The sequence below is a fragment of the Verrucomicrobiota bacterium genome, from assembly GCA_038744685.1.
Lineage (GTDB): Bacteria > Verrucomicrobiota > Verrucomicrobiia > Opitutales > Puniceicoccaceae > Puniceicoccus.
This window is the reverse complement of the sequence record JBCDMB010000005.1, coordinates 98206-123487: the sequence shown is the minus strand read 5'-3', so window position 1 is coordinate 123487 and position 25282 is coordinate 98206. Positions and strand designations below refer to the sequence as shown.

Below are 25282 nucleotides of genomic sequence, written 5' to 3'. Positions count from 1 at the left end.
TACCGCTTTCAGTTTTCAGCTTCCACTCTCGGCTCTCAACTATCCACCCCCAGCGACACGTTTCCACACCTCTGCAACCCTCTCCCTGTCGTGGTCAGTCATAGCCGATCCACTTGGCAAAGAAACACCTTTATCGAAAAGGTCATCTCCTATTTCACCGCCAAAAACACTTGTCCCACGCTTCTGGTAATAAGGTTGTGCATGCATGGGTTTCCAAAGGGGCCGAACTTCAATTCTCGCACGATCCATAGCCTCAATCAGTTGCCTCGCAGAAAATCCCGCTTTTGCAGAATCAATCAATATATTCGTGAGCCAATAGTTCGGATTACAATCTTCCGGAACGGGCATGAAGGTCACTCCCGGATGATCCGAAACCATAGCCCGGTAGAAGCGGTTGTGCCGCTCACGCGCATCCAAAAAGGTTGGAAGACGACGCAACTGTGCTCGACCGATCGCGGCCAGCACGTTGCTCATCCGCTCATTGTAACCTAAATCTCGATGTTCGTAATAGAGGACTTTCTCTTTCGCTTGAGACGCCAGAAAGCGGACTTTATCCGTGACGTTCCGATCCTCCGAAACCACCATTCCACCCCCTCCCGTCGTGAGAATCTTATTACCATTGAATGAAAAGATGGCTGCGTCGCCAAACGATCCCAGATGCCGTCCTCGAAAAAAAGAGCCCACCGCCTCAGCTGCATCTTCAATCAACAGGACACCCTTTTCTCTACAATAGTTTCCGATGCTCTCGACATCTGAGCAGATCCCATAAACATGGGCAAGAATCAGAGCCTTGGGAGTTTTCCCGGTTTCCATACGGACAGCTTCCACTGCTTCCTTTACTCGGTCCAATGGCGCATTCCATGTGGCCCGGTCCGCGTCCAGAAGAATCGGCTCGGCACCCACGTAGATAATGGGATTGACTGTAGCGACGAAAGTGAAATCCGAGACAAGCACTTTGTCACCATGGCCGATTCCCAAAGCGCGAAGTAGCAAGTGTAGTCCTGCAGTTCCAGAGGCTACCGCACAGGCATTCTTCACGCCGACGTACTCGGCCATCTCCTCTTCAAAAAGGTCAAGGTTCGGTCCAATGGGCGCAATCCAATCGCTTCGCAGCACCTCTGTCACATAGTCCAACTCGATGCTAGAATGGGCTGGAGCAGACAGATACACCTTCCTGAACCTAAGCATTCTTTTTTCCAGAACGGTGACCAAAGCTACCATCGAAATGCCGGAGACTACCTGAAAGGCAATCGCTACCCACTGGAGAACCGTCCACCCCTTGATCCCACCATAAAGGTAGACTCCCGCAAGAAACCCGCAAACCAGCGCCCAACCTACGTAGATGATCGCGACTCTTCTATGGGTCCAACCAAGCTTGGTCAAACGCTGGTAAAGGTGGGTCCGATGAGCCTGAAGCACGTTTTCGCGCCTCAAAGCGCGACGGCAGAAAGTGAAGAAGCCATCAAAGATAAATGGCCAAACCATGAAGGCTGACAAAAAGACCAAAAGACCGGCTCGATCCGGAACATCCGGAAGATTGAGGAGGACAAGCGGCTGAGTGGCAAAATAGAATCCGAGGAAGGCACTGCCAACATCACCCATGAACACCTTCGCCGGATGCCAATTCCACACCAGGAATCCAGAAAGAACAGCCGCCAAGAGTAGGTTGAGAACGACAAAGACTTCAGAAGCGAAAAAAACATGAGCGGCGACCGCCCATCCAAGCGCGGCCACAATCCCTTGGCCTGCAGCGATGCCGTCGATACCGTCCATAAAGTTGTAGACGTTCGTCAGTCCGAGGATCCAGAGAACCGTAATTCCATAACCGAGTACCGGAATCGCGTTAGACGGGAGGCCTGGGAGGGTCAGTGCATCGAACGGCCTAACCAAACTAACCACAGTAACCGCGACCAGTAGTTGAACGAGCAGTCGCAACCCCGAGGAAAGGGTGAGTCGATCATCGACGAGCCCCAGGATTCCGACTCCGATAGAGAGTCCTACAAAGACAACGAGATCGAGATTCCAAACCTCCTCGCCGTTGCCTGCGAACGACATCCAAGCCACCCCAAAGACTAACCAGAACAAAATAAACACCACCCCACCCCCGCGCGGAGTCACCCGAATGTGAGACGACCGCTGATTGGGAACGTCGACCAAGCCCCATTCCGGCGCCTTCCTGTAGTAGACCATCGTCAGGAGGAGCGAGCCAAAGAACGCAGCAAACAGAAAGATCAGAAGCATGTGAAATTATGGATCGTGAAGATCCGAGAAAGGATGATCAAGGAGAGATGCGAACGAAGCTTCTTCGCCGACAGTTTCGACACTTCAGTGTTTTGACGCAACGGGTAATAGAAACCTAGCGAGAGCTCGCGTGCTTTTGCCCTTGTTAGACAATTTCGCTCTTTCAGTGATCGGAAGTGACTAGCTATGATCCGTTCGGGGTTTGGCGTTATTCTTCGCCGATTCATCGCGAGTTAACAGTTGGTCTATTGGACTACACGTGCGCTTCGGACGGAGCCGTTCCCACCGATAACAAAAAGTCACCTGGGAGGGTTTTAGGAGAGGGCACGAATCCTGCCAGTCCCCACGTTCAAAGTTCCTCCCGATCTAAACTTGAACTCGCTCTCAATACATTCGACCTCTATCACCGCTTCTGCCTCAATCCTCCCGTGAGCACTCAACCACCCTCTGAAGAACAAGACTCGTCACCTGCAAATGATGAACAAAGATCAGACTCCAAACCAACTCTTTTGCTCACCGGTTCCACGGGCTATCTGGGATCCGCGTTTCTGGGAAAAGCCCTAGAGCACTATGAAGTGCGGTGTTTAGTCAGGAGCCGGGCAGGCCAGAATATAGAGGCGAGGAGTCAGCCATCGTCTCGGCATGGCAAGAGATCAAAATGTAGCATTGGCGGTAACGCCGATGACCTTCGGGAAGCTGCTTCAGATGCCCCATCAGCTCTAGTTGAAAAGGGCTCACTGAAGCAAAACCCCCACGAAGATCCACAATCTTCCCCATACTTCTTTAAGTGTGATCTCACGATTGACCCTATCCCTCCCGAAGCTATTGAAGGTGTCGATATTATCGTCCACTTGGCAGGCAAAGCCCACGCCCTTGAGGAAAGGCCTGGCTCGGAAGAGGAGAGCTACCGGGCGATTACAGTAGATGGCACGCGAAAGCTTCTTGAGGCAGCGAAAACCGCTGCGGTCTGCCGTTTTGTTTTCGCAAGCACCGTTAAGGTGTATCCAGAGAATCCGGAGGGTATTCTCGACGAAAACTCTCCAACCGGCCCTGAAACTCCCTATGGAAAAACCAAGCTGGAGGCGGAAGAGCTGGTGCTCAAAGGCAGCTTCATCCCCGAGCCGGTCGTTCTACGCTTCTCGATGATCCACGGCGGCCGCGAGACTGGAAACATGGAAAAAATGGAAGAGGCCATCCGCCGAAACCGGTTTCCACCGATCCCTGAATTCGGCAACAAGCGGTCGATGGTTCACATCGACGATGCCACCCAAGCCTTAGTGCTGGCATCCAGCCACAAAAAAGCCCCCGGTGAGATTTTTATAGTTACGGATGGTAACCCGATCTCAACCCGGGAGCTGTACGTAGAAATTTTGAATAAGATAGAACGTCAGCCGCCTCGATGGACTGTCCCCATATGGATGCTCAAGAGCATGGCAAGAATTGGGGATACAATCGGTCGCCTCCGTAGCCGACGTTTCATCTTCGACTCGGACGCTCTCCAGAAATTGGCTGGAAATGCCGCCTTTTCATCAGAAAAAATCCAGCAGCAGCTAGGGTTTAAACCAAGTGGCGGCTTTGCAGCAAAACAACCAAACAGTGGCGGTTAAACTGACGCGCTCTCAGGCTCCTCACCCTTGGCTCTCTACTTTAGGCTCAGCGACTTGCTCCAAAAAGAACTTCCACCTTTCTCCCAACTCTTCTTTCCCAAATTGCTCGCGCATCACTCGAAAGGCATTCATGCGTTTTCGGTCGAGATCTTCCAGACCTGCAATAATATCCGCCACCTTTCCGTGAAATTCCTTTGCCACCTCTTCCGGCCTCCGCTTCTCCTCTATCTTAGAAAAATACTCCGCATCTTCGAATGCGGGCATTTCATCGTATGGGGAGTTGGAGATTACCCAGCCAATATCGTTTTCTTCAATCATTTGGGCCAGATCGCTCCATCGCGGACAAATCGCAAGAATGGCGAGTCCTCCCGCCATCATACTGTAGGCCTTGCTAGGCAGACAAACGATCGCTCCACCAGGCTTCAAGGTGACGATTCCAACATGAAAATCTAGAATTCGTTCTCGCCATTCGGTCGACGGGACCGCCGGGATGACCTCGACTCCCGATTCGGCGAAACTCTCCCGGATCATCCTGCTCTGTGCACCGCTCACGAAAAAGCTAAACCGTGCCCGTTGGACCAAATCCCCATCAGAACAACAGTCGCGAATAGCCCTAATTACGGTGTCGGCATCGTGCATATGACCAATCTGCCCACCGTAGTGGAACACCAACGGCTGTCGCGAAGGCTTTATGTTAGGAGAGAAAAGGCTGGCATCGGCCGACACGTCGATTACTTCAGCTACCCGTGGTTCGCCATAAAAGTGTTCACAATGTTTCTGGAGCACCTCTCCGAGATACACTGTTCCCCGACAGCGTTTTTGAGTCTGCCGCTGAATGAACCCAGCCAATCGAGCAATGAAAGACTGTCGTCGAACCTTCCCTGCCACGATCATCGCGTCCGGGAACAAGTCGTACAACAGGTGTACCACCTGAGCCCGACGTAACCTTCCAAAAACCGCAGTGAGGAGGGGAGCATAAAAAGTATTTGTGGTCACAATAAAGATAGACTCTCTCTTCGCGAAGAGCACCTTCCGCACGAGCAGGATGGGGTAAAAGACATAAAGCTGCAGTCGTAACCAAATTCGTTTGATTCCCGAAAGCCCGGCGGCTTTCCGATAGTCGGCCTCGCTCAAGTAGTAAATCTCCTCGATTTCACACTCCAACATCTCGGCACAAGACTTCGCATGGGAGAGATAGTCGATGCGCACACTGCTACAGAGGTAGATTTTAGGAGGCATGGGAAGCTTTGAATCGGAGACTAGCGGAGCTGGAAGCCGCTTATTTTCACTTATTTCCGCTCATTCTTTTGGGACATACTGTTCGAGAATGAAGCGTTTCCATTTCAGCGATGGAGGAGCGAAATTGATTAAATACCCAACCGCCTTTCTCGTGATATACATATAGTTAAGGAGTTGCTGCTCGTGCTCGGAGTTCAGTTCTTTGACTGCTTTCAACTCCACCAGAATTTCTCCGCAAACTTGGAGATCAGGGATATATCGCTTGTTTAAAAGATGTCCTTTGTAGAAAACCTTCAGTTCAGCTTTCGACTGATACACAATCTTCCGCAATCCAAGCTCCCATTCTAAACTTTCCTGATAAATCTCCTCGCTCAATCCTCGGCCGAGTTCGCCGTGGACCTCGAACGCAGCACCAATCAAAGAGTATCCCTCATCACTCAGATAGCTTTCGCTCATAAAGAAGAGAAGCCCAGCAAAGCTGAGGACCGCTAATCCCCCCATGTTGTTTTCCTCTCACCGTGCAAAATTCAAACCCTCTCTTCCCCAATGAGCGATAATCAGCGTCAATGAGCGGTGCCAGCCAAAGGCGGCTCTTTACTTCCTCGATTTCCACGCTTCGACGATTTCCGAAAAGATATCATCTAGGCTTTTCGTAATGTCCCAGTTTGGATAGTGCTCCTTCATTTTCCGAAGGTCGCAGTAGTAGCAAATATGATCACCTTCCCGGTTTTGGTCCGAGTAGGTGTAGTCCATCTTCTTTCCGGACAACCCCTCCACCTTTTCAAACGCTTCCAGCATGGAGCAGCTATTTTCTTGTCCACCACCGAGGTTGTAGACCTCTCCGCTCCGAGGTGCTTGGGAAAACTCCCACATGAAACGGGCGACGTCCAAAGAATGAATACTGTCCCTCACCTGCTTCCCTTTATAGCCAAATATCGTGTAAGGTTTCTCCTCCAGATTACACTTTACCAAGTAACTGAGGAACCCGCGCAACTCGACTCCACTATGGTTCGGACCGGTCAGGCAACCGCCTCGCAGACAACAGGTGGGAATTCCGAAATACTGACCGTATTCCTGCACCATGATGTCCGCTGCAACCTTGGACGCCCCAAAGAGAGAGTGCTTCGACTGATCGATCGAGAATGTCTCGGAGATCCCCTCAGCAAAATTCGGGTCGTCGTAATCCTACCGGGTCTCCAATTCCTGAAGTAGGATTCGATTCGGAGCGTCACCGTAGACCTTATTTGTGGACATGTGAATGAACGGAGTCTCCGGACAATTTTGGCGGACCGCTTACAACAAATTTAACGTTCCCACCGCATTCGTATCAAAATCGTCAAACGGGATCGCCGCCGCCCGATCATGGGAAGGCTGAGCCGCAGTATGGACGATCACGTCAGGGCGGACTTCTCTCAACAACTCAGAAACACCGACACGGTCACGGATGTCCATCTCATGATGAACAAAACCCTTTAAATCGGCTTGTAACCGCTTCTGATTCCAGCGAGTGTCACCTTGTGGACCAAAGAAAACGGACCGCCGGTTGTTGTCCACACCGCGAACCCTAATGCCTTGAGCCGCAAAAAACACGCAAACCTCGGACCCGATGAGACCCGAGGACCCTGTTACAAATAGTTCTGCCATACAAAATAGAATCGAATCTGAAAACCCTTACAAAGTGGCGCGGAACAACTGGAAAGAGACCGCAAACCAAATGGAGTAAAGGACACCGTTTTGGGGTGTAAAATTGAACAGATCAAAGGTGCATAGAATACACTTGGACAGACGACGTGGACACCCGACTTACGACTAAAGAGCTGCCGCAAGACCAATTTAACCGGATAGATGACATACATTTGTGCCCACAAACAGAACATTTCAAGCAATCCCCGCATGGCACGTTAAGAGTCCTGCGAAGTTAGGAATCCCTGGTTAACGGAGATACCCTGCCTCTGCAAATCATGGAGCATTCCCCTCACGAAAGCTCCGTACTCTCCAGAAGACCACAAAACAATTTTTGGAGACATACCTCGCACAGCCAAATCACTGAGAATGGAATATTGATACAAAATATAAAGATTGGCTTTTCACCAGCAATAGCGGGGGCTCGCAGTAAACGGACCACCTAATAGTACCTTACGCTTGTGAATTCTTCATTTCCAAAAGCGCACGTCTAAAACGATCTGGACTACACTCTTCCGCAATAAAGTCTCTTCCTCGGTTACCTTTTCCTCGCAGATCGTTTTGGTCCGATCTTGTCAAATCCTCAATCGCAGAGAGCGCATCCTCCAAGTCGTTCGACTCCAATAACCAGCCGCAACTCCGGGAGGCTAATTCCGGCCCCAAGTCGTTTCCGGGAGACAGTATTACAGGCGTAGCAGCCGCCAATGCCTCTGCCGCGGTGTGCCCGAAATTCTCACGATGAGATAGTGAGATGAACGCATCTGCTCCGAGCAAATACTGATTCTTTTTCTCTCCAAAGACCGGACCGAGGACATGCACCCGGGACCCAACTCCTAATGCCTGCGCTTCTTTTCGACATCGTTCCGCGGAGATATCTCCATCCGGGCCCACTACCACCAAATGCAACTTTGAATCGTTGGTCTTCGAAAGCAACTCTATGGTTTCCAAAGGCCTTTTCATCGAGTGCAAACGTCCAAAGAATAGCAGAATCCGACTGTCCTCCGAAACACCCAAATCACGCCGTAACCCTAGCCTACAATCATCCTTCTTTGAAACATCAATCAATTCTACTGGCCAATGAACCACGCGAGTATTCGCGCCTTCGTAAAACCATGAAGCTTTTTTCCTCTCTGATTCGGTCGCAAAAATCACATACTGTGCCGTTTGTAAAATACGACGTCCGAAGAGTCGCAACCAAAGCTGCTTGACTCCAGCTCTGTAGGTATAAACCCAAGGGTCTAACTGCCCATGCGGGATAACCCAGTAAGGAATATCTTCCTTTTTGGCAACAGACCGCGCCCAATGAGAATGGTATCTCAGCATCATATGGCACGTAATCAAGTTAACATCCTTAGTTAAAGCTTCAGCACCTGATCTTTGCCAAGAGGAAGCCCACCCAAACCAACCGAGTAACTTGTTAGAGGAAGTATCAACGTGAAAAACCTCCGGGAATGCAGACTTCTCAGAAGTTGACGCATTCTTAGAGGTAAACGAAACGATCTGTCCATCCAAGACACCACAGAATGCCCGCATAGTCTTGGACATCCCTCCTGAGTTTGGGACCACCTCAGTTCCAACCAATAGAGGATGCCTTTTTTTTTCAGTTCGAAGCATTTATTCCGAGATTAGAACAGGGGGACCAGACTACTTGCTTAACATTGCAAGAACCGAAAACTTCATAACGAGCTCAAAGATTGCGAAGGATTTTTAGGCGATAACGACTCCATAAACGCAGCGAGATAATCGCATAACGAAACTTCCACCCCAATGAAAACCTAGGCTCCCAAACCATGCTCCGTAACCCCCTCCACCAAGCAGGTTGAATGACAAGCCCAAAGAGTTGCTTGGAAACAAAAAGCAACTTCTCGCGCACGCCATATCCTTCGCGGCAATGCTCAGCCTTCCCGAGAGCTACGCGGTCAATCTTTTTTATGACTTCTCGCTGTGTGGACCGAGCTGGATGACCCACGCACATATCACGAGCATAGGCAAATTCTGCACCTGCCGAAACCGCGCGGTTAGAGAAATCAACATCGCTACCGGAGGTCATTTCGCTAAAGCCTCCAACTTCCTCAAACAGAAGACGAGAAACAAACAAGTTCGCCGTCACTCCGACCTTTTGGAGAGCAAGTTGATCTGTTTTCAAAAAACTCTGACAGTCAAACCACTCGAACGCGTTAAATGATCCGTCTCTAGGAAAAAGAGAAACCTTGCCCGCCACAAGCGCCTTAGCGCTCGCTAGCTCGGCTGTCTTTTCGGCAGATAAAACCCATTGAGGATTTGGTATACAGTCAATGTCAGTAAATAGTAAAAACGGGGCCTTGCTTCGTCTTACAGCGGCATTTCTCGCAGCATAGGAACTCTGTTTATCGGTGTACGAGAAAACCTCGAACCTCGGATATTCCAATTGCAGATTGAGGAGGTAATCGTACGACCCGTCGCTAGAACCATTGTCTACCAATATAAGCTCGGTACTGGCTTTTCCCTCAATCTGCTCACGCCAAGCGCGGAAAAACGTCGGGATGAAGCTCATTCCGTCATAGACAGGCACGATTACACTTAAGGATGTCATTACACTACCCGTTATTACTTCAGCTAGAAATCCAAAGAAATCGTCACAAGGTTGAAAAAAACTAAAAAGGAAAACGTTCGCTACTTCTGTGCCATGGCCAAAGAAGGTCCTTTGAGGTCAATCCTAGCGGCCAAATTCCAGGTTTTAAATAGGACCATAGGGAGCGGACTCATGACCTAGAAAAAACGAGTTTTATTGTAAACAACTCTATCTCCTAATTCACGACCGCCGTCTGCTCGTTCGCATTCTCTTTCGGAAATTGACCATACCTTGAATATCCATATCGGACTCCAAGACCATCCAAGGCCTACTATTTACCATCGCATACAGCCATCCTAAAGTAATCCACAACGGAAATGCGTTCTTTAATTCATAGAACAGATTTGAAAGCGAGAGAACCACAGCAATACTGAATACAAGCAAATAAGTAGTGCTTCTAGTTCGTTTATTGATCATCTTCCAAAAGCTGACAAAAACTGGTCCGGTAAACAATGATACGGTTAAAACAAGACCCATTACACCCTGTTCAGCAAGAGCCGTTAGGTAGAGAGAAAACGCGTATGGACCACTCGCATGAGTGACAAATTGGCCAACTCCAACACCAAAGATCTTCTCTATAAATGAAGCATTTCCAAAAATCGATACCGCCTGCATTCTGAGATCAAAATGCCTCCCAAATCTAATCGTTTCGAAGTCAATACTAGCGAGTCTCTCAACCGCCCGTAGGTTAAGCTCATACCGAAAGTACTCACTTATGACTGGATACAATAAAATTGGTAGCGATATCAATATTGAGCCAATAAAGAACTTTATATCTACCTTCACGATCCGTAAAAATATTCCGATAAATAGAGAGAAAAATAAGGAAAATCCTAAGGCAACGATTCCACTTCTTGAAAACGTTAGGAAGCAAATCGAGACCGAAATAACAAATAGGCATAAGGAGAGAAGCCTTCGCTTTCCAAGAAAAGTGTAAAAGCACCAGAGAGCAAGAACCGAAGTAATTACACTTAGGTGAGGAGGTTTAGCCGCAGGGAGCATCATTCTTTTCGCGCCAGCCGATCTCACCTGATCTTCGGACAATATACTTCCAAATGGAATATCTCCCAGAATGTAGTAATAATATCCACTCAATAACGAAAACATCATACAAAGAAACAACCATCCACCAATCACGAACCCCATTCCACGTAACAATGAGGGGTTATTTACCATCAAAGTATATGAAAATATACAAAGCAAAACCCCAAAAGTGTAAATCACCATCTGTTCTCTCGCGAGACCTAGAAAAACCCTATCTCCAAACGTGATAGAAAGAAAGACTGACATTATCAATAGAAGACATATTACAACATTATAATGCACAATGGTATACGTCTTAAATCTGACGATGTAATAAAAATATACCGGTGTAGCCCCAATAAATAGGGCTCTTCCAAGATCCAGTCCGAACCCGAGAATCGGGAAGGAATAGAAATGAAAAATCAGTAGAATAAGATTACAAACGAATACTTTCTCAATCCACCGCAAGGCCACGAAGTCTCGGATACCTAACGAACTTGGCTTAGGTGAATTGGGATTTAAGACGGTGGGTCTGTTAGATTTCATAAAATAACCGATGGTCGGTTAAGGAGGTTTTTAGAATTTTTGAAGAACCGTGGAGAAGATTCTTAGCCTCTAAAACACCTTAGAAGCGCGCTTTTACTAAAATCTGCACCTGTTAAACTTTATTCTGATTATGCTTGCAGCTCTAAATCGAAGAATTCGTTCCGTAGGCGGCTCGCCTCATAAATCCGCGCTGTCTGGGTTTCGGGATCGTCAGTTCGGTGAGACATCATTCTATTTGATGAATCGAAACTATAAGCCAGCTGACGCTGGATCCAAACGGTACACTCAGCTGGAAAGCCCCCTGCTAAAACGGATTTAGCCATTGGGACTTCCCATCCAGGCGGGTTGTATGGAAAACCGCACTCTGACGATTCGATGCCATTTAAGTATTCATTTGTATTAAGGTATTCGATTGCTTTCTCGATTCGGCTGAGGACCTTCGGATTCAACGAAACTCCGCCTAATTTCATGATCGAAAATCCTAAAAGGTTGAACGCGTGATACCCTATTTCTTTAGAAAGGAGTGCTTGGTGATGAGCAGGCTTAATAGCTCGTTTTACCCGTTCACGAAGACGTCTCTGACGAACCCACAACGGGTGGACAATACGACCACTGGCAGCCATATCAAATAAATCTGGAAGGTTATCGGCAAATGCACCTATCCGTTCTTCTGCTTCTGGCGTATCGGTGATTAAAGGCGAAGCACAAGCTGCAAACCAAAGTTGGTGATTGAAAGTCATATCAAAGGATAATCTAGATCCATCAGGTTCGACTCGATCCCAGACCTTTGTTTTCGAATTAAACGGGTGCAAATTGAATAGGTCCCTGGCCAATTCGCGCGCTTCACGGATCTCAAGATACTTCTCCGAAAAGAGCAGTGCCTCTATCACCCAGGCAGGGCCAATCAAGCCATTGCAAAGATCTTTCCCCGGTTTCGAACGGTGTTGGAAATTGTATTTTCCTCGGTATGGGTTGCTCTTGATCAGCCAATCGACGGACCTCTTTGCAGCTTCAAGAAAACTACTGTCATCACTCAACTCCCAGGCACGCAAAAACGCTATGATATAATGCGAAGTGTTTCTTACGGGTGTTTCAGGGTCGTGATAGTGGCCGTTATGACCAGCAGGCATTCTCCCATCAGAAGCCTGACGCGCCACCGCTGCACTACAAATATCCAGATATATGGAGCGGAATGTTCTCATTTCTTATGTTCATCCAAGGCGATCCCATAGATGGAAGCACACAGCAACATTGTCGGCTGACATACTTTCACAACTTTGACCCACACTCGATAATGACTTAACATTTTTGCTTACAATATGAAATTGTTATCACCTAAACGGAGTTTAGCGAGATCCGATGATCAAGAGATCATTTAAGCGTCCGAGAGAAATTCAAGGTTTCAGTGAAAATAGAGAGCACCTCCGCATTTTTCGGAACTGGAACTTACCGTATCGCCGCTCCCTAATCGAAATAAACTACCATCAATGATACGCTAGATAGCGATCCAAATCTGGGTCTTCACCCTGTTCTCGAAGGTGCCGTAGAAGCCCTTGACCCTGAGGTATTGTATGGTACATTTACAGAACATTTCTGAACACCCTGACCCCTCCGACGCGGGATAGGTGGAGGCGAAGGTAGTGGCAGGAAGCGCAAAATGATTGACGATGAATACCAGACTCTTACGCGTTGTGGTATCGACGAAGCAGATGCAGTGGAGTCTCTCTGGACAGTCGCTTGCTTGTAGTGGTCTTCAAGCCGACTCTGGTTGTGGAAACAATATACATCTAACCAAACCAGTTATCTGGTTAACTTTACCCCAAATGATCGAATCCACTTCGCTGTCAACGATCTGAGGGCATGAGACCATGATAGCTTCTGGATTTCTTTATAGAGTCTCCGATCCAGTCCTTTTCGTAACAGGACAGTGCTCGGGTGTTCAAGTGTAGTAAACTGGAACGTCGCCGCATTGAGACTTTCTGGCGAGCCAGTCGTATGCGTCGCATCTTCGCCAAAACCTATGTTTGTCACTGCATTTGCAGACGGGACAATCGAGAGATACTTGTTTTTGAAAAAGCAAAGCTGCACCCTGTAATCCCAGGTATCCACCTGATTGTTTCTAAGGCGCTCAACTACACGATTCCACCGAACTTCAAATGGGTAGTAAAAACGGTGTAGGGAAGTGAAGTCTCTTATACCCTTACCCTCGTCGGCAATCTCAAAATCGAAATCTCTCCAAACTCGCCTCCAAGACGCCCATCCCCAACAAAGAAACGCCGAGGAAAACCAGTAAGATTGATCAACCCTACTTTCCAGATTTGGGGACTGAGCTGAAATCGAACCTATCCTATAGTCATCCTTATACCTGACTAATAGTTCATCAGCAAACGCAAGCCACCGAGGAAGGACAAGAACATCATCTTCGAGCACAATACCCATCTCCTCATTCTCAAAAAACCAAGAAATACCTTCGCTTACAGCTTTACCGCACCCCAGGTTCTTACCGCGAAAAAGCGTCTTAACCTCACAGTTCCAGTCTACTGATAGGGCTATCTCTCGCACTCTACAGCATCTTTCGGCTTCACCGACTCGACCATCGCGGGGACCGTCTGCCGCCACATAGAGTCGCGATGGCTTTGCATTACGGATACTCTGAAAGACTTCGGCCGTTTGCTCGGGACGATTAAAAACCAAGAAGAGCACAGGAGATTTACACTGATAGGATTCACTCACTTGGAGTCACTTTCACAAATAGAACATCTTTGTAATTTCCACCATCTGTAAGAACTTCAAGCTCCCGATAATAGTTACCAACGACATCGAGAATCTTACTCATCTCGCGGACTTCCACGAGGAGATACCTTGGTCCATTTCTCATGAGGTTTAGTCCACTCAATGCCTCCGCTTCATAGCCTTCTAGATCCAAGCTCAAGAAGTCGATCTGCCTAAAACCAGAACTCTCAATCACACTATCCAATGTCATTGCTGGAGCATCGAAATCGTATCCATTATCCAAGCGCTGTAACGCCCTCCCCTCCCGAGTGTGTTTTTCACTAGCAGACCCATCTTTAACTACGGTCATCAAGTCGGCAAATGAGAGGCGAATCGTATCATCCGCATAACCATTACTCACCAAAGCAGCGTGATAGACCTTCGATGACTTTCGCCTCCTTAGACACTGCTTATATAGATCGGGGACGGGTTCCACCAAAATCCCTTTCCAATTTCTGATTGCCTCTAGATAGTAAGTGTTGCTCTGCTTGACTCCATTATTTGCCCCTGCCTCCAGAAAGACACCGTTATCGAAATTCAAATGTCGCTCGAGCTTCTCATCGAGACCGTTGAAACCTCTCCGACAAAAGCGTTTCCACTTGAGAGTCCGGAAAATGGGTTGGAGTTTTTCTCTGAGTAGTTGTTTCCTACTTATCGGTCTCATTGATTTTCAACTTTTGCATTTTAAACAGCAAGCAAGGCGCGAACAAAGAGGTGACCTGCCGACGAAAGATGTTGTCATTATTTCTAAGAAAAGCGGAGCTCAGAAACGCTGAAACCGCATAGGAGACAAGTGTAGCAATTGCCGCACCGAGTCCGCCGTGGACCGGAATCAGCGCATAATTTAATGCAATGTTGATGATCGCTCCAAGAACGGTGCAGCAAAATGAAAACTTAAACAACTTCTCTGCGACGAGATACTCCCCACGAGCGACGCCAAGGAAAACGAACAGGCTACTCCAGGCTTGAACGGCAAGTATGGGTCCCGAATCGCTAAATTCATCCCCAAAAAGAAGATCGACGATCAACGGAGCGGCGAAAGAAAGGGGTACGCAGATCAAGTAAGAGAGGCCAGCGTTAAGGTCAAAGTACTGCTGCAAGCGACCAACGTAGAGCTTCCGGCTTCTCTTACGTGCGTTCATAATCGCCGGGAAGAGCGAGGTAGCCAGAATAGCGGGAATAAAGTACCAAACTGAGCTAATCTTTACTGCAACCGAGTAATAGCCCACCGCTTCCTGTCCAAGCAAAGTTCCCAACATGATTTGGTCGATTTTCATGTAAACCGCAATCGCGAGACCGGAGAGAATCAATGGCCAGCACTGCTTAAGAAAATCTGATGCAATCGTATGCTTGAATCGCCATCGAAGGACCGAACCGAAATGCTTCTTGTAGAAATAGATAAGTAGACAAGAAAAGGAGATAGCTGACACCAACGAGATGTAAGCAAACTCAAGTACACTGGCCCCGAAATAAATGGCACCTAACTTGACTAACGAAAAGACTATCAGGCTGATACCTGTTGCCGTAACAGCGAGATCTGACCTCACCTGCGATTGAAACCAGACCTCAATTAACTTAAAGGGCCCAAAGAGCAGCGAGCTTGCACCTAGTAAAGAGAAGAGGGCAAAGTCCAGATTTGAGGAAGTAACAAAACTCGCGACAGCTAGAAGACAGGCATAAACGAGAAGACCAGCAGAAACGCTTAGCACCAAGCAAGTGCCGAGAATGTCATCGCGACAATCCGGTTCCTCGACAAACTGCCGCTTGGCTAAGGCTTGAAGACCTAGATTTCCGAGAACCGCAAGCAAGGCTACAATCGATAGAACAAAATTAAAGAGTCCGAAGTCCGATGGACCAAGATAACGAGCAACAGCAATCGACACGAATAGCCCGAGAACCAACTGGAGCATCCTACCTCCGAAGAGCCAACCAGTGTTTCCAAGATATCGTCGGAAGCCTTGGTGCTTTTTCGCTTTTGCAATGACTAACCTGAGGCTTTCCATTCTATTGCTTAATGGGCTACCGAAGAGGAACCCGTGCTCCTTCTGAAGAAAAATCAAATAAAGTGAATTGTCCAAGTGCATAAGGAAAAAGACCTATAGCTTCCCAGACGACATATTCTCGAGCACTCAAAGAATGGAGTTTTCAGTCATATTTTGAGAGCATACTGAACAAGTAGGGTCGAACTAAGACTCCTACTTCACAGCTTCCACAAAAAGTGAATCAGCTTTTCGGATCTTTCCGCGAATCACATCCAATTCAAAACGATCAAATTCAGGTATCCGGCTCTCACTAGCTATGCATACCCGAACATCCGAAAAGCCTCCATCCTTTAGAAGTCGCTCGACGGAGTAAGCATCATACATCCATAGATGAAGTTGGCCACCATTGATGAAGAGTCCTTCTCTGAAAGCTGTCACGAAAGACTTACCGCCAAGAAGAGCCAGCAACCAAAACGCTACTTGCTTACGGAGCCCTTCCAGCAAGACCTTAATCTTGCGAAAAACACGCTTACGATAGGGTAGCGAATACCTCATTGTGTGCATATCTTTCGGCATCTCATCCTCGAAAAAATGGGCAAATTGCGCTCCCATCCGATCTCGAATGAAATCTCGAATTGGTAAAGAGCGATCTTTGAGAACTGCACGCATTTGACCGCCACTTACCCGCCTTGCGAATTGGTCATAAAGCTCAATCAACATCCAGTCATACTCACCCGAATCCTCGCCGATCTTTGCTCGCTCAAGATGGTGTAAATATAGTCTTACTTTCTGCTCAAGATCAGGAACAACTAACCGAATAACGCCTTCTTTTCGAAGCACACGAAACTGCTCGTCAATAAACGTACGACCTGCTTCTGGACTCAGGTGCTCTAGTACATGAGAGCTGTAGGTCGCATCCATTGAGTCGGCGGCGTAGGGCAATCCCTTACGCAAATCATATACACGCACCCCCTTCGCATTAGCCACCATATCGATGTTGTGCCACTCCGGATGCGCGTGCGAACCGCAGCCAATATTCAAGTAATCATACATCATAGACCTTCTACTAACTCCGAATAAAGCGATTCATATCCGTTTACCTCACGTTCAATTGTGAACCTTGAACGGACAGTTCTGAGTGCCTGCTCTCCCATTCTAATTCGTAAACCCTCATCCAAAAGAACGCTCGATATCCCTTCCCGAAGCGAGTCCACCGATTCTTCTTCTGCCAACCAGCCATTGTCCATATGTTTGATCTGGTCCAAATAGCCGCCAGTCTTAAAGGCTACAACTGGTGTGCCGCACGACAACGCTTCAAGACAGGTCAGTCCAAAAGCCTCCTTACGAGAAGGTGTAACCATCACATCCGCGGCACTATACAGATGTGACAAAAGTTGTTGGTCCGTAATATACCCAACATGCCTTAAGGCTGCACTCTCTCTAACGTCATTACCGCATGAGGGGCCGAACACAACGGGAACAACATTTCTTCCACCGATTGACTCAGGTATCTTCTTTAGCGCCTCAAGCAGGAGATCGAATCCCTTTCGTTTGTTTTTCAATGTATCCGCTCCGAACAAAATCATATATGAGCCAGCCTCAACATCAAACATTTCTCTACACTTCGAGCGATCTCTTGGCCTAAACAATTCCGTATCGATTGCATAGTGAATTGTCCTAATTCGTTGAGAACGAAAGAGTTCGCTCTGTAGAGCGCACTTTCTCACCCAGTCGCTATTACACACCACCTCAATATTCACTCTTTTATAAGATTTAAGCTTACGTTTCCAAAGCCATCGATTAAGATTGACGCTGTTGCGTTCATAATCAGGCGAACTATAGCCAATTCGAAAGGCCTCCGAATCTCTAAAATAGTGCTCCGCGCCCAAAAGGGGCCAAAGATCATGACATGTCCAAACAAGTGGACAGCCGAATCCCTTCAGAGCCTCCGGTCTCAACATCCCATCTCCAACCCAATGTAGATTCACGATATCTGGCCTTAACCTTCTCACATCTCGCACGACACTTGACGGGAAAAAATTGATCGAGTGCTTGTCATGATGAGGTCTCAAACGAGCCCCAATGAATCGCTCAATACGGGGAACAATCCTTGCTTGAAGAGCACGATCAACTGCAGTTCTCGGACCATGCTCGCGGTCGTCCACTCCAGTCGAATTAGAACTGTAGAAATGGCTATCAACCCCGGCATCCGCGAGCCTTTTATGAAGCCTGAACGCCGCACCAGAAGCACCGCCTTTTCCGGACCTAAAACTAACATGCACTACTCGCATTTCTGATCGAGTTCGGTCAAAAGACGTCAACCGAAAACAAAGCCACACGCTCGCCTGTCGACGACTTCGAAGCTTGTCCTCGGAACAAATTCTCGCAAATCTCTGACAGCCAATAAATTAGTCGACCCTGAAAAACCTCACACAGAGACACTGAGGCACGGTGAGAGAGTTGGATGATGTCCAAGCATCCGTATCAGTAATCGTTTGATCTTTTGCATAAGGCTGTAAATCACGCCAAAAAGAATACACTCTCGTAGGTTCCATGCCGCGGCAGCGAGCATTACATTCTGACTGGCCCCCAAACTACCTTTGAGGAAGCAACGGGTCATTCGATAATCGTTTTTAAGGTGTCCGATCACAGGTTAAATTGCTGATCTTCTGCTCTCTTCGTTTTCGTTCTTTTGTCTTCTCGTAAGCAGTCAGATATTTGGGTAGTGATTTCGGCAGCTCGATCTTCGTATCGACCACCTTAGGCCGTCCTCGGTAGCCTTTGTCGACCAGACGTTTGCGGGGCCAGTTGCCGGTGATCTTTTTCACCTGCCAAAGGGCAGAATCGAGAGTATCACCATCGTAAAGATTCTCATCGTAACTCTGTGCTCCTACGATCACTCCGCTCTTGGCCAACATCACCACAGAGGCTTTGCTGCCAAACTCGTATTTCTTGTGCGCCTCCCCCTTGGCAATGCAAAGAACACCCGGATCGTGAAGGCTGTAGATCTTGCCTTTATAGGTTCGCCCCTGCCGGAGGACCTTCTCACAAAAATCTAGTTCCTCCTCGTAAATTATCGACCATCCCGAAGATGCTTTCCTCCTAAACTCCCGTATCAGACGACCTGCCAGCGTTTTCAGTTTTTTCCTCTGCCTTCCGTCTGGGCTTCACCATGCGGTTAGAGCGGGTTCTCAACGTAGCCAGTAGCTTAGGAACCGTCCGCGCATAGGAACAATTCCGGCCTCTTCCCCCATAGACCACATCTTCTCGATAATCTTCCGGCGCATCTTCGTATTAGTCGGATACGTTATTTTGGCCTCCTGCACCGTTGTATCGGCAACTACTTCGTCTTCTTTCTCTGCCTCTTCCCGGTGCAGTTCTATGCTCATCGCAAGGATCTTCTCAACTACCTTCTCGCCGATCCGCTTGCGGAAGTAGACCAACTCCGTCGGATCGCACGGACAGTCCCAACGGAAGAAATCCTCTCCACAAAAGTACTGCATGTAACAGTCCCTCCGCCAGATCTCACAAACCCGCTCATCGGACAGGTTCTCTAGTTGCTTTAAAAGCAGTAACCCAACCATCAATCGAATCGGTTTCGCAGGTCGACCTTCCTTTGAATACAGCCCTTCGAACTCTTTCTCAAAACTCTCCCATGGGATCACTTCCGAGAGCCTTACAAGATACTAACAGGGATCACACATCAGATCCAGGCGTTGAAGGAATCGATCGTTTGTCGGTTCGTTTTGCTTCTTTGACTTCATTTGAGTTCCGGCCAGTTCTTTGCGCTTTTCAGCGTTATTCTCGTCGGAACTAATCCACAATACCAGATAAAAGTATCAGACATTCAAATACTTACGACAATTTCAGGGGCGTCTTATTAGCATTGTCTTACGGCTTTCAAGTTGTTGTGCGAACAAGAACTTTTCATAAAACGGCACGACTAGATGTCTCTTACGATTAAAGGATTATTTCGTTGGAGGCGCTTCCAAATAATTGCCTCGTAAATGTAATAGATGTTTTTTAAACGGGCCCGCCGCTGATTGTATCTTTGGTTGGCAGCCCGTTGTGCGGCTACCTTTTCTCGAATATCAGACCTAGACCCTATATCACACTGATCCACCTTTGCTTTAACCCATTCGTAGAGCTCCATGTCCAGAGCGTTTTCTTCTTCAATGAGTTTCCTCACTCTCGAATCCAAAGTTCTCTGATTGTAGACGCCTTCGTTCTTACGAGAATAGAAGAGTGGCTTCTCGAATCCAACAACATCGGCAAACGCTACCACGGATTTGTCAAACTCTTCACTGATTCCCGCGAACACAAAATCTCGTTCAATATTTTCCTTCGCTTGAGCGAGACTCGAGTGGTCAGCCTTAGGCTCTCCACTGATCCAACGAACTTGCAGATTTCTGGTTTCATCAGAAAACCGATCCGAAACAAATTTCTCCAATGATACCTCACCACTTTTTAAGGCTCTATGGTGGACGTGATGCGGAGAGTTCTCAAGTATATGAAAATATGTCGAAACTGTTCTGGCTACAGGCTCACGGAGAAACGTCACATAACCAAACTCACCCTCGAAGTCAGTATGCAAGCCATATTGAAGGTGTCCCATTATACACCGATAGCTGTTTCGCTGATCTGGACCAAGACGCTTTAGCCTACGGACCGATTCTTCATGGTGACTACCGTCAATCCATGCAATCTGATTCAATGGATACTGCTTGTAGAGCACTTCCTTGAAGGTAGTGCCAGCCGCTTTCGGAATGTGTAAGAAGAAAAGTCGTTTTCTTATTTTCACACTATTTTATATATTGAGTGGGATTTTTAGCGACCTATGTAAATCGTTTTATCGTAATGTCAGTTCTACTAAGGGTCATTACTTTATTAATCTCTATCTAATCAAAATATGTGGTTGTCCCCTAACCACTCTACAAAAAAGTCCGTGTCTATCTTGAAATTCGAGTCGCGACCTGCAATCGGACATTCCAGTTCGCTGCAATTATACTGAAAAAAATTCTTTGCACGGGAGATGTCTCGAAAAGCTGTATACGAAAAACCTGCTGGAAGAATTTCAACAACTGTAGCGTCTTCTCGAAAGAAGACTCCATTTGCTAAAAAGGAGCCGTGCATCGCTATCACCATAGACGCTTCACGACAAACGGTAACTTGATCTGAAAAAGTGAGCTCTTCTGCCCTGATTACCCGCACTTCCAAATCAAGACTTAGGCAAAGGGTTCGAATAGCGGCTACAAACTCATTGAAGTTCTCAATCCGACGTGTTTCTCCCACTCTTTCTACGATCACACAAATTCTCTTCTCTCTCACCCTCAAATTAAGCCTATTTAATATATGATCATTAAAATGCTCTAAGTAAGGCTGATAGGTCTTCGGATCTTTCGTAAAAACAATTCTTGAGTCATTTAAAACTTTGGCCTTTTGTGGAATTCGGAATCGTCGCACTTTTACTCTCTTAGGATCAATAATGCTTCCATACATCCCAAAGTAGGAAGATCGACGAGAAGTGAATAACGTAAAATTCTTGGGTTCATAGTTACCCCTTGAGATCACTCCCTCATCCACGAAACGGCAAAACAAAGGGAGCAGGTGGTCTCTGAGAAAATGGCAGTACACCTTTGTTCCGTAACGGTGAAGCCGAAAAAAATAGGTTCTTTCGGAACTGTATACAGTTGGATTCATTTAGTCGAATTATTTTATATAATCATTTCTATTTTAGATTAGGCTTTAGATTTCGTATAACACAGATTCGATTCGGGTTGGCTATAGTTCAGAGAATTTTGGTTAAACCTACCGGGTTTTCCGGCGTCTTTACGAAAAGAAAGAAACAATGCAGCTAGATTTGACTCTTTTGATTATTTTTATCTCCTTCCTTCAGCAAGCTGTATGTAGCTGCCTTTTGAGATACGTGAGAGAGTCTTCTTCGTTGGACGTTCTACCCACCAGATTGTTACCAATTTAGCAAAGCAAGACACACTTTCCGGAGATCGAAATCATCCCTTCAAAGATTGCACGAATCCAATTAGAATCGTCCTCAAAGAATGCACGAAGAAAGGCCATGCGAAGCCTATACTGCCAAAACATAACTGAAAATAAACTTTGGCAGAGTACAAATTTTGCGTACTACGTTTGGAAAATACGAAGTCTTTGAAATATTCGAACCCTCGTCCGCATCGAGCACCCTCCTGTGTATCCAAGACAGTTTCTACTGTAACTTCTGGGACGACCAAAAGTTCGTAACCTGCTTTCCTAGCTCGGAAGCTCCATTCTGGATCTGCACGATAGTGCAATCTTTCGTCTGTATATCCAATCTCACGCGCCGCCCGAACAGGGTAAAGAACTCCTCGTCCTTTCAAAACATCAGCATGCAGTCTTGTTTCATTCACCTCATCTAAAGACTTTCCTCGAAGAGGGCTAATATGCTTACCCTGCAGGTAGCTGAGCAAATTGTGCCCATCAAGGATTCGGTCAGTTCCCCTCTCAATCGTAATCGCGCTCACGACAGAACGATTGTTTTCTTTTTGCACAGCGAGTAATCCGGAGAGCAAATCAGTGCCAAAGATGACGTCGTCATTTTGCAACAGGATAAAATCTGTGTCTGGCACTTTAAGCACCTCCAATACGTGCCTCAGCCCTATGTTAATCGCACCACTCCACCAATCATCGATGGAGCCTTCAAGATAAATCATTTCTTTCGTGCGCATTTCAAGTGGTAGTCTTTTCCGGCCATGATCAATCAGAACCAGCCTGTGATTTGAATAACTTTGAGCAGCTAGTTGGCTTAGTAGGCGTTCTACAAATTCAAAGCGGTCGAACAAAGGAACGATGACGTAAATAGTAGGTTTTTTAATCACTGAAGGGTAGGGAGCAGGCGCAGCAATGTTCTTTGGGAGAGGGTTTTCCAGTTCCCTATTAGTTTGCCGCTATTTCCACTTAGAATTTGTTAACTTGACAATTCGTGACTCCTCAACACCGCGATACACCCAGAAAGCACCCATCACGTCTCCAACCCTCAGATGGAACCCAATTATACCTTTGCCATCAGTAAGAACATGGTTCCGTCGAATGAAGGGATCTTTCGCAAGCTTCCCTAAGCCACAAAGAATTCTTGAAAGAGATGCTTTTCAGAAAAAAAGAGTCTACAGCCATTCTCCATGGCGGGCTTCGATGCGATTCTCGAACTTGTTTATAGTCACCCTCTTCCCTGTCTATCCAACGCGCCAAAGAGGATACCACAGCCTAGCCCTCTGGAGATTCATTTCTCAACAGGAGGAGAACTGCATTCAGCTCGCGACCTGCTATTGGTCGAAGTGAATCTTCGTATGATTTTTAGTAAACTCATCAGATCATCATACATTAGCTTACCTGGAGATTAGATGAACCGAAGCCGTGCCAGACCGATAGTGTCCAAATTTCTATGCAAAGGCTATATTGGGAGGGGCATCACTAAGAAGTATAAATACGGAAGAAAGTCGATAGTCGGGCAGTCAAAATCTACTTCAGCGCGCTTTCTCCTTCAACGGCACAAAGGAACAGCCTGCCTTGAAATGTTGGATTAGTAAAAACTCCCAAAGATCTGTTTGTATGGACCACGCATTTGTGCAGCCGGGTGCGACTTACCCCAGTAGGACGACTTACGTTTGTCGGTTGCGCCTTCGAACAATAAAACACATCGCAATAAGCCCCGTTACCAAGGCCAGCTGGCTCGGCTCCGGAATTACAATGTTGTTGTCGAGCCACGTTTCATATTCCGACACTCGGTGCATGTAGAACCGGCTGGGAACGTCAACGAGCGGAAGGTCCGCGGTGAAGGTCCAACCATTGGCATCTGAGCCGAGGTAATAGCCTCCTATGTCAAAAAGAGCGGCTTGGAATCTACCAGTGTCAGTCGGAGAGGTGTTGAAAAACGCGTCGACTGCAAAGTTCACCCCAATCAGAAGCCACTCCCCGTCGACTTCAATGAAGGATCCTCCCCCGGAGTCCCATGTTGCCAGATGCGTTTCGTAGGTAGTGCCCCCGGAAGAGTCGAAGTCTGCAACCAGCAAAGGCCCAACTGAGGCATTAAAGACGGAATCCACCACGTTCGTTCCCCAACGTCTGGTGCCGTCAGTGCCGTAACGCCAGCCCTTGAGATCTCCGGAGAGATTGACTTCCGACCCACGGGCCCGTCCCTGCCCAAACACAGTAAACTCTTCCCCGACCTCAGAGCTTCCCCTATAAAACGATGCCCAGGAAGAAAAGTCTCCGTGAACGGAGGTGTCGAGGGTGACGAGCTTCATATCCCCGGTGGTCACCGATGAAACCTGATCATAGCTGTTGCCGTTAAAAACGAATGAGGTTGCGGAGAAGTGGTTCGCTGTAAGGATCTGATTCGGGGAAACGATCGTGCCATTGCCATTTCCCCAATCGCCTTGCCACTGCCACCCACTATCCGCGTACGCTCCTGTCGGCGAAGAGATGATCACCGGGTCCGAGCTTAGCTGGTTGAAGTGAATCATCCCCTCAGCAGTCTGAAGGACTAAAGAGGCAACAACTAGCACTGTAGTAAGGCTTTTCATCACTTTACCAGGCGCTCTCACATTTTGTTCTCAGGAGTATCATTTAGTTGAAATCGAGAACGGTGAAACGTGATCAGTCAATTACGATTTGGCCACTCATTTTCAATGTTGTAAAGTCTACTGTTACTTTGGAAGTCAACGGTTTTGGTTCGTCAACCGAACTGAGTTTAATTGTCGCCGAAGGAAGGATTGGCCCTTCAATAAAGAGCAGAGTGCTCAGCGTTCGACTCGATTCAGACCAATCCTACCTTCTCCCTAAAAACTGTGAGGCCACCGGGGCCAGCGTCTGGCCTTTCTTCCGCCACGATCTCAGAGTCTTCAAGCGCTTTTCCAAGATCAGCCGGTCCTCTCCCTCAATGGCAGAGAGTGCCTCCTGCAACTCATCCAACCGCTCTCCAGAATCTTTTAAGTGAGGTAGAATGGTCGCCTGCAAAATGCCGTCCAGCAAACGCCGGAGCGAAAGCTCCGGCTCATAGGTGGTGCGGCGACTATCCGGTAGATCGACGTCTCGAATCGCACCTATCTTCCGTAGATAGTTCAGACCCATGGAGGCCGAACCTTTCGAAATCTCTAACTTTTGCACCAGGTCATCTAGCCCTAGCGGATACGGACTTGCAAAAAGAAGGCCGAAAATAGAGCCAACAGACTTCGGCAGCGAGAACGCGTTCGCCCCCGCAACTCCGAGATCAACCATTTTTTTCTCCCATGAGTTCATAGAGTAGAGAAGAGATATTGTGTTAACACAGAGGGCTCCTGATTTCCAAAACAGGTGCTAAAGCGACCTTTCCGCACACGAGAAAACTTTCTGGTACGCTACCGCCCTTGGGCGAGTCCTCGGTTGGGATGCCCAATAACTGTTAGGGTAATTCGTCAGAAGCTGGCGTGGGGGTGATCCCTGCACAGAACCGCCAATTTCAGTCAAAAAAGAAGGTTTGTTCAAGATTTTTTGAACAAAGTCCGATTCACGAAAACTCCACTTCCGATCGGCCACTGAACCACTGC

General features: G+C 47.5%; 19 protein-coding genes and 2 pseudogenes. 2 read left to right on the top strand and 19 right to left on the bottom strand.

Annotated elements, in window-relative coordinates:
* Positions 1-39: 39 nt before the first annotated feature.
* A complete protein-coding gene (locus tag AAGJ81_05125; protein ID MEM0965511.1) occupies positions 40-2241 on the bottom strand; it encodes a DegT/DnrJ/EryC1/StrS family aminotransferase in 2202 nt (733 codons plus the stop codon).
* Between the two features lie 176 nt (positions 2242-2417).
* On the opposite strand from AAGJ81_05125, the gene AAGJ81_05120 reads away from it, so the two are divergent.
* Complete coding sequence (locus AAGJ81_05120; GenBank protein ID MEM0965510.1) at positions 2418-3848, top strand: NAD-dependent epimerase/dehydratase family protein; 1431 nt, start codon at positions 2418-2420, stop codon at positions 3846-3848.
* A gap of 21 nt (positions 3849-3869) precedes the next feature.
* Here the strand turns inward: AAGJ81_05120 and AAGJ81_05115 are convergent, their stop codons facing one another.
* The 6 genes and pseudogenes from AAGJ81_05115 to AAGJ81_05090 all read right to left on the bottom strand — a co-directional run bounded on the left by AAGJ81_05115 (position 3870) and on the right by AAGJ81_05090 (position 9996).
* The gene (locus tag AAGJ81_05115) at positions 3870-5087 is read right to left on the bottom strand and encodes a hypothetical protein (GenBank protein ID MEM0965509.1); all 1218 of its coding nucleotides are present in this window, start codon (positions 5085-5087) and stop codon (positions 3870-3872) included.
* Positions 5088-5147: 60 nt separating this feature from the next.
* Complete coding sequence (locus AAGJ81_05110; GenBank protein ID MEM0965508.1) at positions 5148-5588, bottom strand: GxxExxY protein; 441 nt, start codon at positions 5586-5588, stop codon at positions 5148-5150.
* 93 nt (positions 5589-5681) lie between these two features.
* Positions 5682-6731: pseudogene (locus AAGJ81_05105) on the bottom strand (NAD-dependent epimerase/dehydratase family protein).
* Between the two features lie 492 nt (positions 6732-7223).
* Positions 7224-8315: a glycosyltransferase gene (locus tag AAGJ81_05100; protein ID MEM0965507.1), complete on the bottom strand. Its 1092-nt coding sequence runs from the start codon at positions 8313-8315 to the stop codon at positions 7224-7226.
* 142 nt (positions 8316-8457) lie between these two features.
* A complete protein-coding gene (locus tag AAGJ81_05095; GenBank protein MEM0965506.1) occupies positions 8458-9342 on the bottom strand; it encodes a glycosyltransferase in 885 nt (294 codons plus the stop codon).
* A 219-nt stretch (positions 9343-9561) separates the two neighbouring features.
* A complete protein-coding gene (locus AAGJ81_05090; GenBank protein ID MEM0965505.1) occupies positions 9562-9996 on the bottom strand; it encodes a hypothetical protein in 435 nt (144 codons plus the stop codon).
* 100 nt (positions 9997-10096) lie between these two features.
* On the opposite strand from AAGJ81_05090, the gene AAGJ81_05085 reads away from it, so the two are divergent.
* On the top strand, positions 10097-10318 hold the full coding sequence (locus AAGJ81_05085; protein ID MEM0965504.1) for a hypothetical protein: 222 nt from the start codon (positions 10097-10099) through the stop codon (positions 10316-10318).
* Positions 10319-11078: 760 nt separating this feature from the next.
* On the opposite strand, the gene AAGJ81_05080 is transcribed toward AAGJ81_05085, so the two are convergent.
* From AAGJ81_05080 to AAGJ81_05025, 12 genes and pseudogenes are all read right to left on the bottom strand, one after another.
* Positions 11079-12152, bottom strand: a complete 1074-nt coding sequence (locus AAGJ81_05080) for a hypothetical protein (GenBank protein ID MEM0965503.1) — start codon at positions 12150-12152, stop codon at positions 11079-11081.
* A 598-nt stretch (positions 12153-12750) separates the two neighbouring features.
* The gene (locus tag AAGJ81_05075; GenBank protein MEM0965502.1) at positions 12751-13683 is read right to left on the bottom strand and encodes a nucleotide-diphospho-sugar transferase; all 933 of its coding nucleotides are present in this window, start codon (positions 13681-13683) and stop codon (positions 12751-12753) included.
* Positions 13676-14386 carry an FkbM family methyltransferase gene (locus AAGJ81_05070; protein MEM0965501.1) on the bottom strand — a complete coding sequence of 237 codons (711 nt, stop codon included), beginning with the start codon at positions 14384-14386 and terminating at the stop codon, positions 13676-13678. The genes AAGJ81_05075 and AAGJ81_05070 overlap by 8 nt, the downstream gene beginning before the upstream one ends.
* Positions 14370-15725 carry a flippase gene (locus AAGJ81_05065; protein MEM0965500.1) on the bottom strand — a complete coding sequence of 452 codons (1356 nt, stop codon included), beginning with the start codon at positions 15723-15725 and terminating at the stop codon, positions 14370-14372. The genes AAGJ81_05070 and AAGJ81_05065 overlap by 17 nt, the downstream gene beginning before the upstream one ends.
* A gap of 192 nt (positions 15726-15917) precedes the next feature.
* Positions 15918-16760 carry a methyltransferase domain-containing protein gene (locus AAGJ81_05060; protein MEM0965499.1) on the bottom strand — a complete coding sequence of 281 codons (843 nt, stop codon included), beginning with the start codon at positions 16758-16760 and terminating at the stop codon, positions 15918-15920.
* On the bottom strand, positions 16757-17317 hold the full coding sequence (locus tag AAGJ81_05055; protein ID MEM0965498.1) for a glycosyltransferase: 561 nt from the start codon (positions 17315-17317) through the stop codon (positions 16757-16759). The genes AAGJ81_05060 and AAGJ81_05055 overlap by 4 nt, the downstream gene beginning before the upstream one ends.
* An 815-nt stretch (positions 17318-18132) precedes the next feature.
* Positions 18133-19468 (bottom strand): annotated as a pseudogene (locus AAGJ81_05050) (IS5 family transposase).
* A gap of 179 nt (positions 19469-19647) precedes the next feature.
* On the bottom strand, positions 19648-20505 hold the full coding sequence (locus AAGJ81_05045) for a sulfotransferase family 2 domain-containing protein (GenBank protein ID MEM0965497.1): 858 nt from the start codon (positions 20503-20505) through the stop codon (positions 19648-19650).
* Positions 20506-20606: 101 nt separating this feature from the next.
* On the bottom strand, positions 20607-21404 hold the full coding sequence (locus AAGJ81_05040) for a glycosyltransferase family 61 protein (protein MEM0965496.1): 798 nt from the start codon (positions 21402-21404) through the stop codon (positions 20607-20609).
* Between the two features lie 311 nt (positions 21405-21715).
* Positions 21716-22576, bottom strand: a complete 861-nt coding sequence (locus AAGJ81_05035) for a glycosyltransferase (protein ID MEM0965495.1) — start codon at positions 22574-22576, stop codon at positions 21716-21718.
* Between the two features lie 780 nt (positions 22577-23356).
* The gene (locus AAGJ81_05030) at positions 23357-24280 is read right to left on the bottom strand and encodes a PEP-CTERM sorting domain-containing protein (GenBank protein MEM0965494.1); all 924 of its coding nucleotides are present in this window, start codon (positions 24278-24280) and stop codon (positions 23357-23359) included.
* A 244-nt stretch (positions 24281-24524) separates the two neighbouring features.
* On the bottom strand, positions 24525-24974 hold the full coding sequence (locus AAGJ81_05025; protein MEM0965493.1) for a hypothetical protein: 450 nt from the start codon (positions 24972-24974) through the stop codon (positions 24525-24527).
* Between the last annotated feature and the right edge of the window lie 308 nt (positions 24975-25282).

What these genes read in the sequence shown, in the direction of transcription:
- AAGJ81_05125 (MEM0965511.1), bottom strand. Translation starts at nt 2,241, where the DNA reads ATGCTTCTGATCTTTCTGTTTGCTGCGTTCTTTGGCTCGCTCCTCCTG.
- AAGJ81_05115 (MEM0965509.1), bottom strand. Translation starts at nt 5,087, where the DNA reads ATGCCTCCTAAAATCTACCTCTGTAGCAGTGTGCGCATCGACTATCTC.
- AAGJ81_05110 (MEM0965508.1), bottom strand. Translation starts at nt 5,588, where the DNA reads ATGGGGGGATTAGCGGTCCTCAGCTTTGCTGGGCTTCTCTTCTTTATG.
- AAGJ81_05100 (MEM0965507.1), bottom strand. Translation starts at nt 8,315, where the DNA reads ATGTCCAAGACTATGCGGGCATTCTGTGGTGTCTTGGATGGACAGATC.
- AAGJ81_05095 (MEM0965506.1), bottom strand. Translation starts at nt 9,342, where the DNA reads ATGACATCCTTAAGTGTAATCGTGCCTGTCTATGACGGAATGAGCTTC.
- AAGJ81_05090 (MEM0965505.1), bottom strand. Translation starts at nt 9,996, where the DNA reads ATGCAGGCGGTATCGATTTTTGGAAATGCTTCATTTATAGAGAAGATC.
- AAGJ81_05085 (MEM0965504.1), top strand. Translation starts at nt 10,097, where the DNA reads ATGACTGGATACAATAAAATTGGTAGCGATATCAATATTGAGCCAATA.
- AAGJ81_05080 (MEM0965503.1), bottom strand. Translation starts at nt 12,152, where the DNA reads ATGAGAACATTCCGCTCCATATATCTGGATATTTGTAGTGCAGCGGTG.
- AAGJ81_05070 (MEM0965501.1), bottom strand. Translation starts at nt 14,386, where the DNA reads ATGAGACCGATAAGTAGGAAACAACTACTCAGAGAAAAACTCCAACCC.
- AAGJ81_05065 (MEM0965500.1), bottom strand. Translation starts at nt 15,725, where the DNA reads ATGGAAAGCCTCAGGTTAGTCATTGCAAAAGCGAAAAAGCACCAAGGC.
- AAGJ81_05060 (MEM0965499.1), bottom strand. Translation starts at nt 16,760, where the DNA reads ATGATGTATGATTACTTGAATATTGGCTGCGGTTCGCACGCGCATCCG.
- AAGJ81_05055 (MEM0965498.1), bottom strand. Translation starts at nt 17,317, where the DNA reads ATGTTTGATGTTGAGGCTGGCTCATATATGATTTTGTTCGGAGCGGAT.
- AAGJ81_05040 (MEM0965496.1), bottom strand. Translation starts at nt 21,404, where the DNA reads ATGAATCCAACTGTATACAGTTCCGAAAGAACCTATTTTTTTCGGCTT.
- AAGJ81_05030 (MEM0965494.1), bottom strand. Translation starts at nt 24,280, where the DNA reads ATGAAAAGCCTTACTACAGTGCTAGTTGTTGCCTCTTTAGTCCTTCAG.
- AAGJ81_05025 (MEM0965493.1), bottom strand. Translation starts at nt 24,974, where the DNA reads ATGGTTGATCTCGGAGTTGCGGGGGCGAACGCGTTCTCGCTGCCGAAG.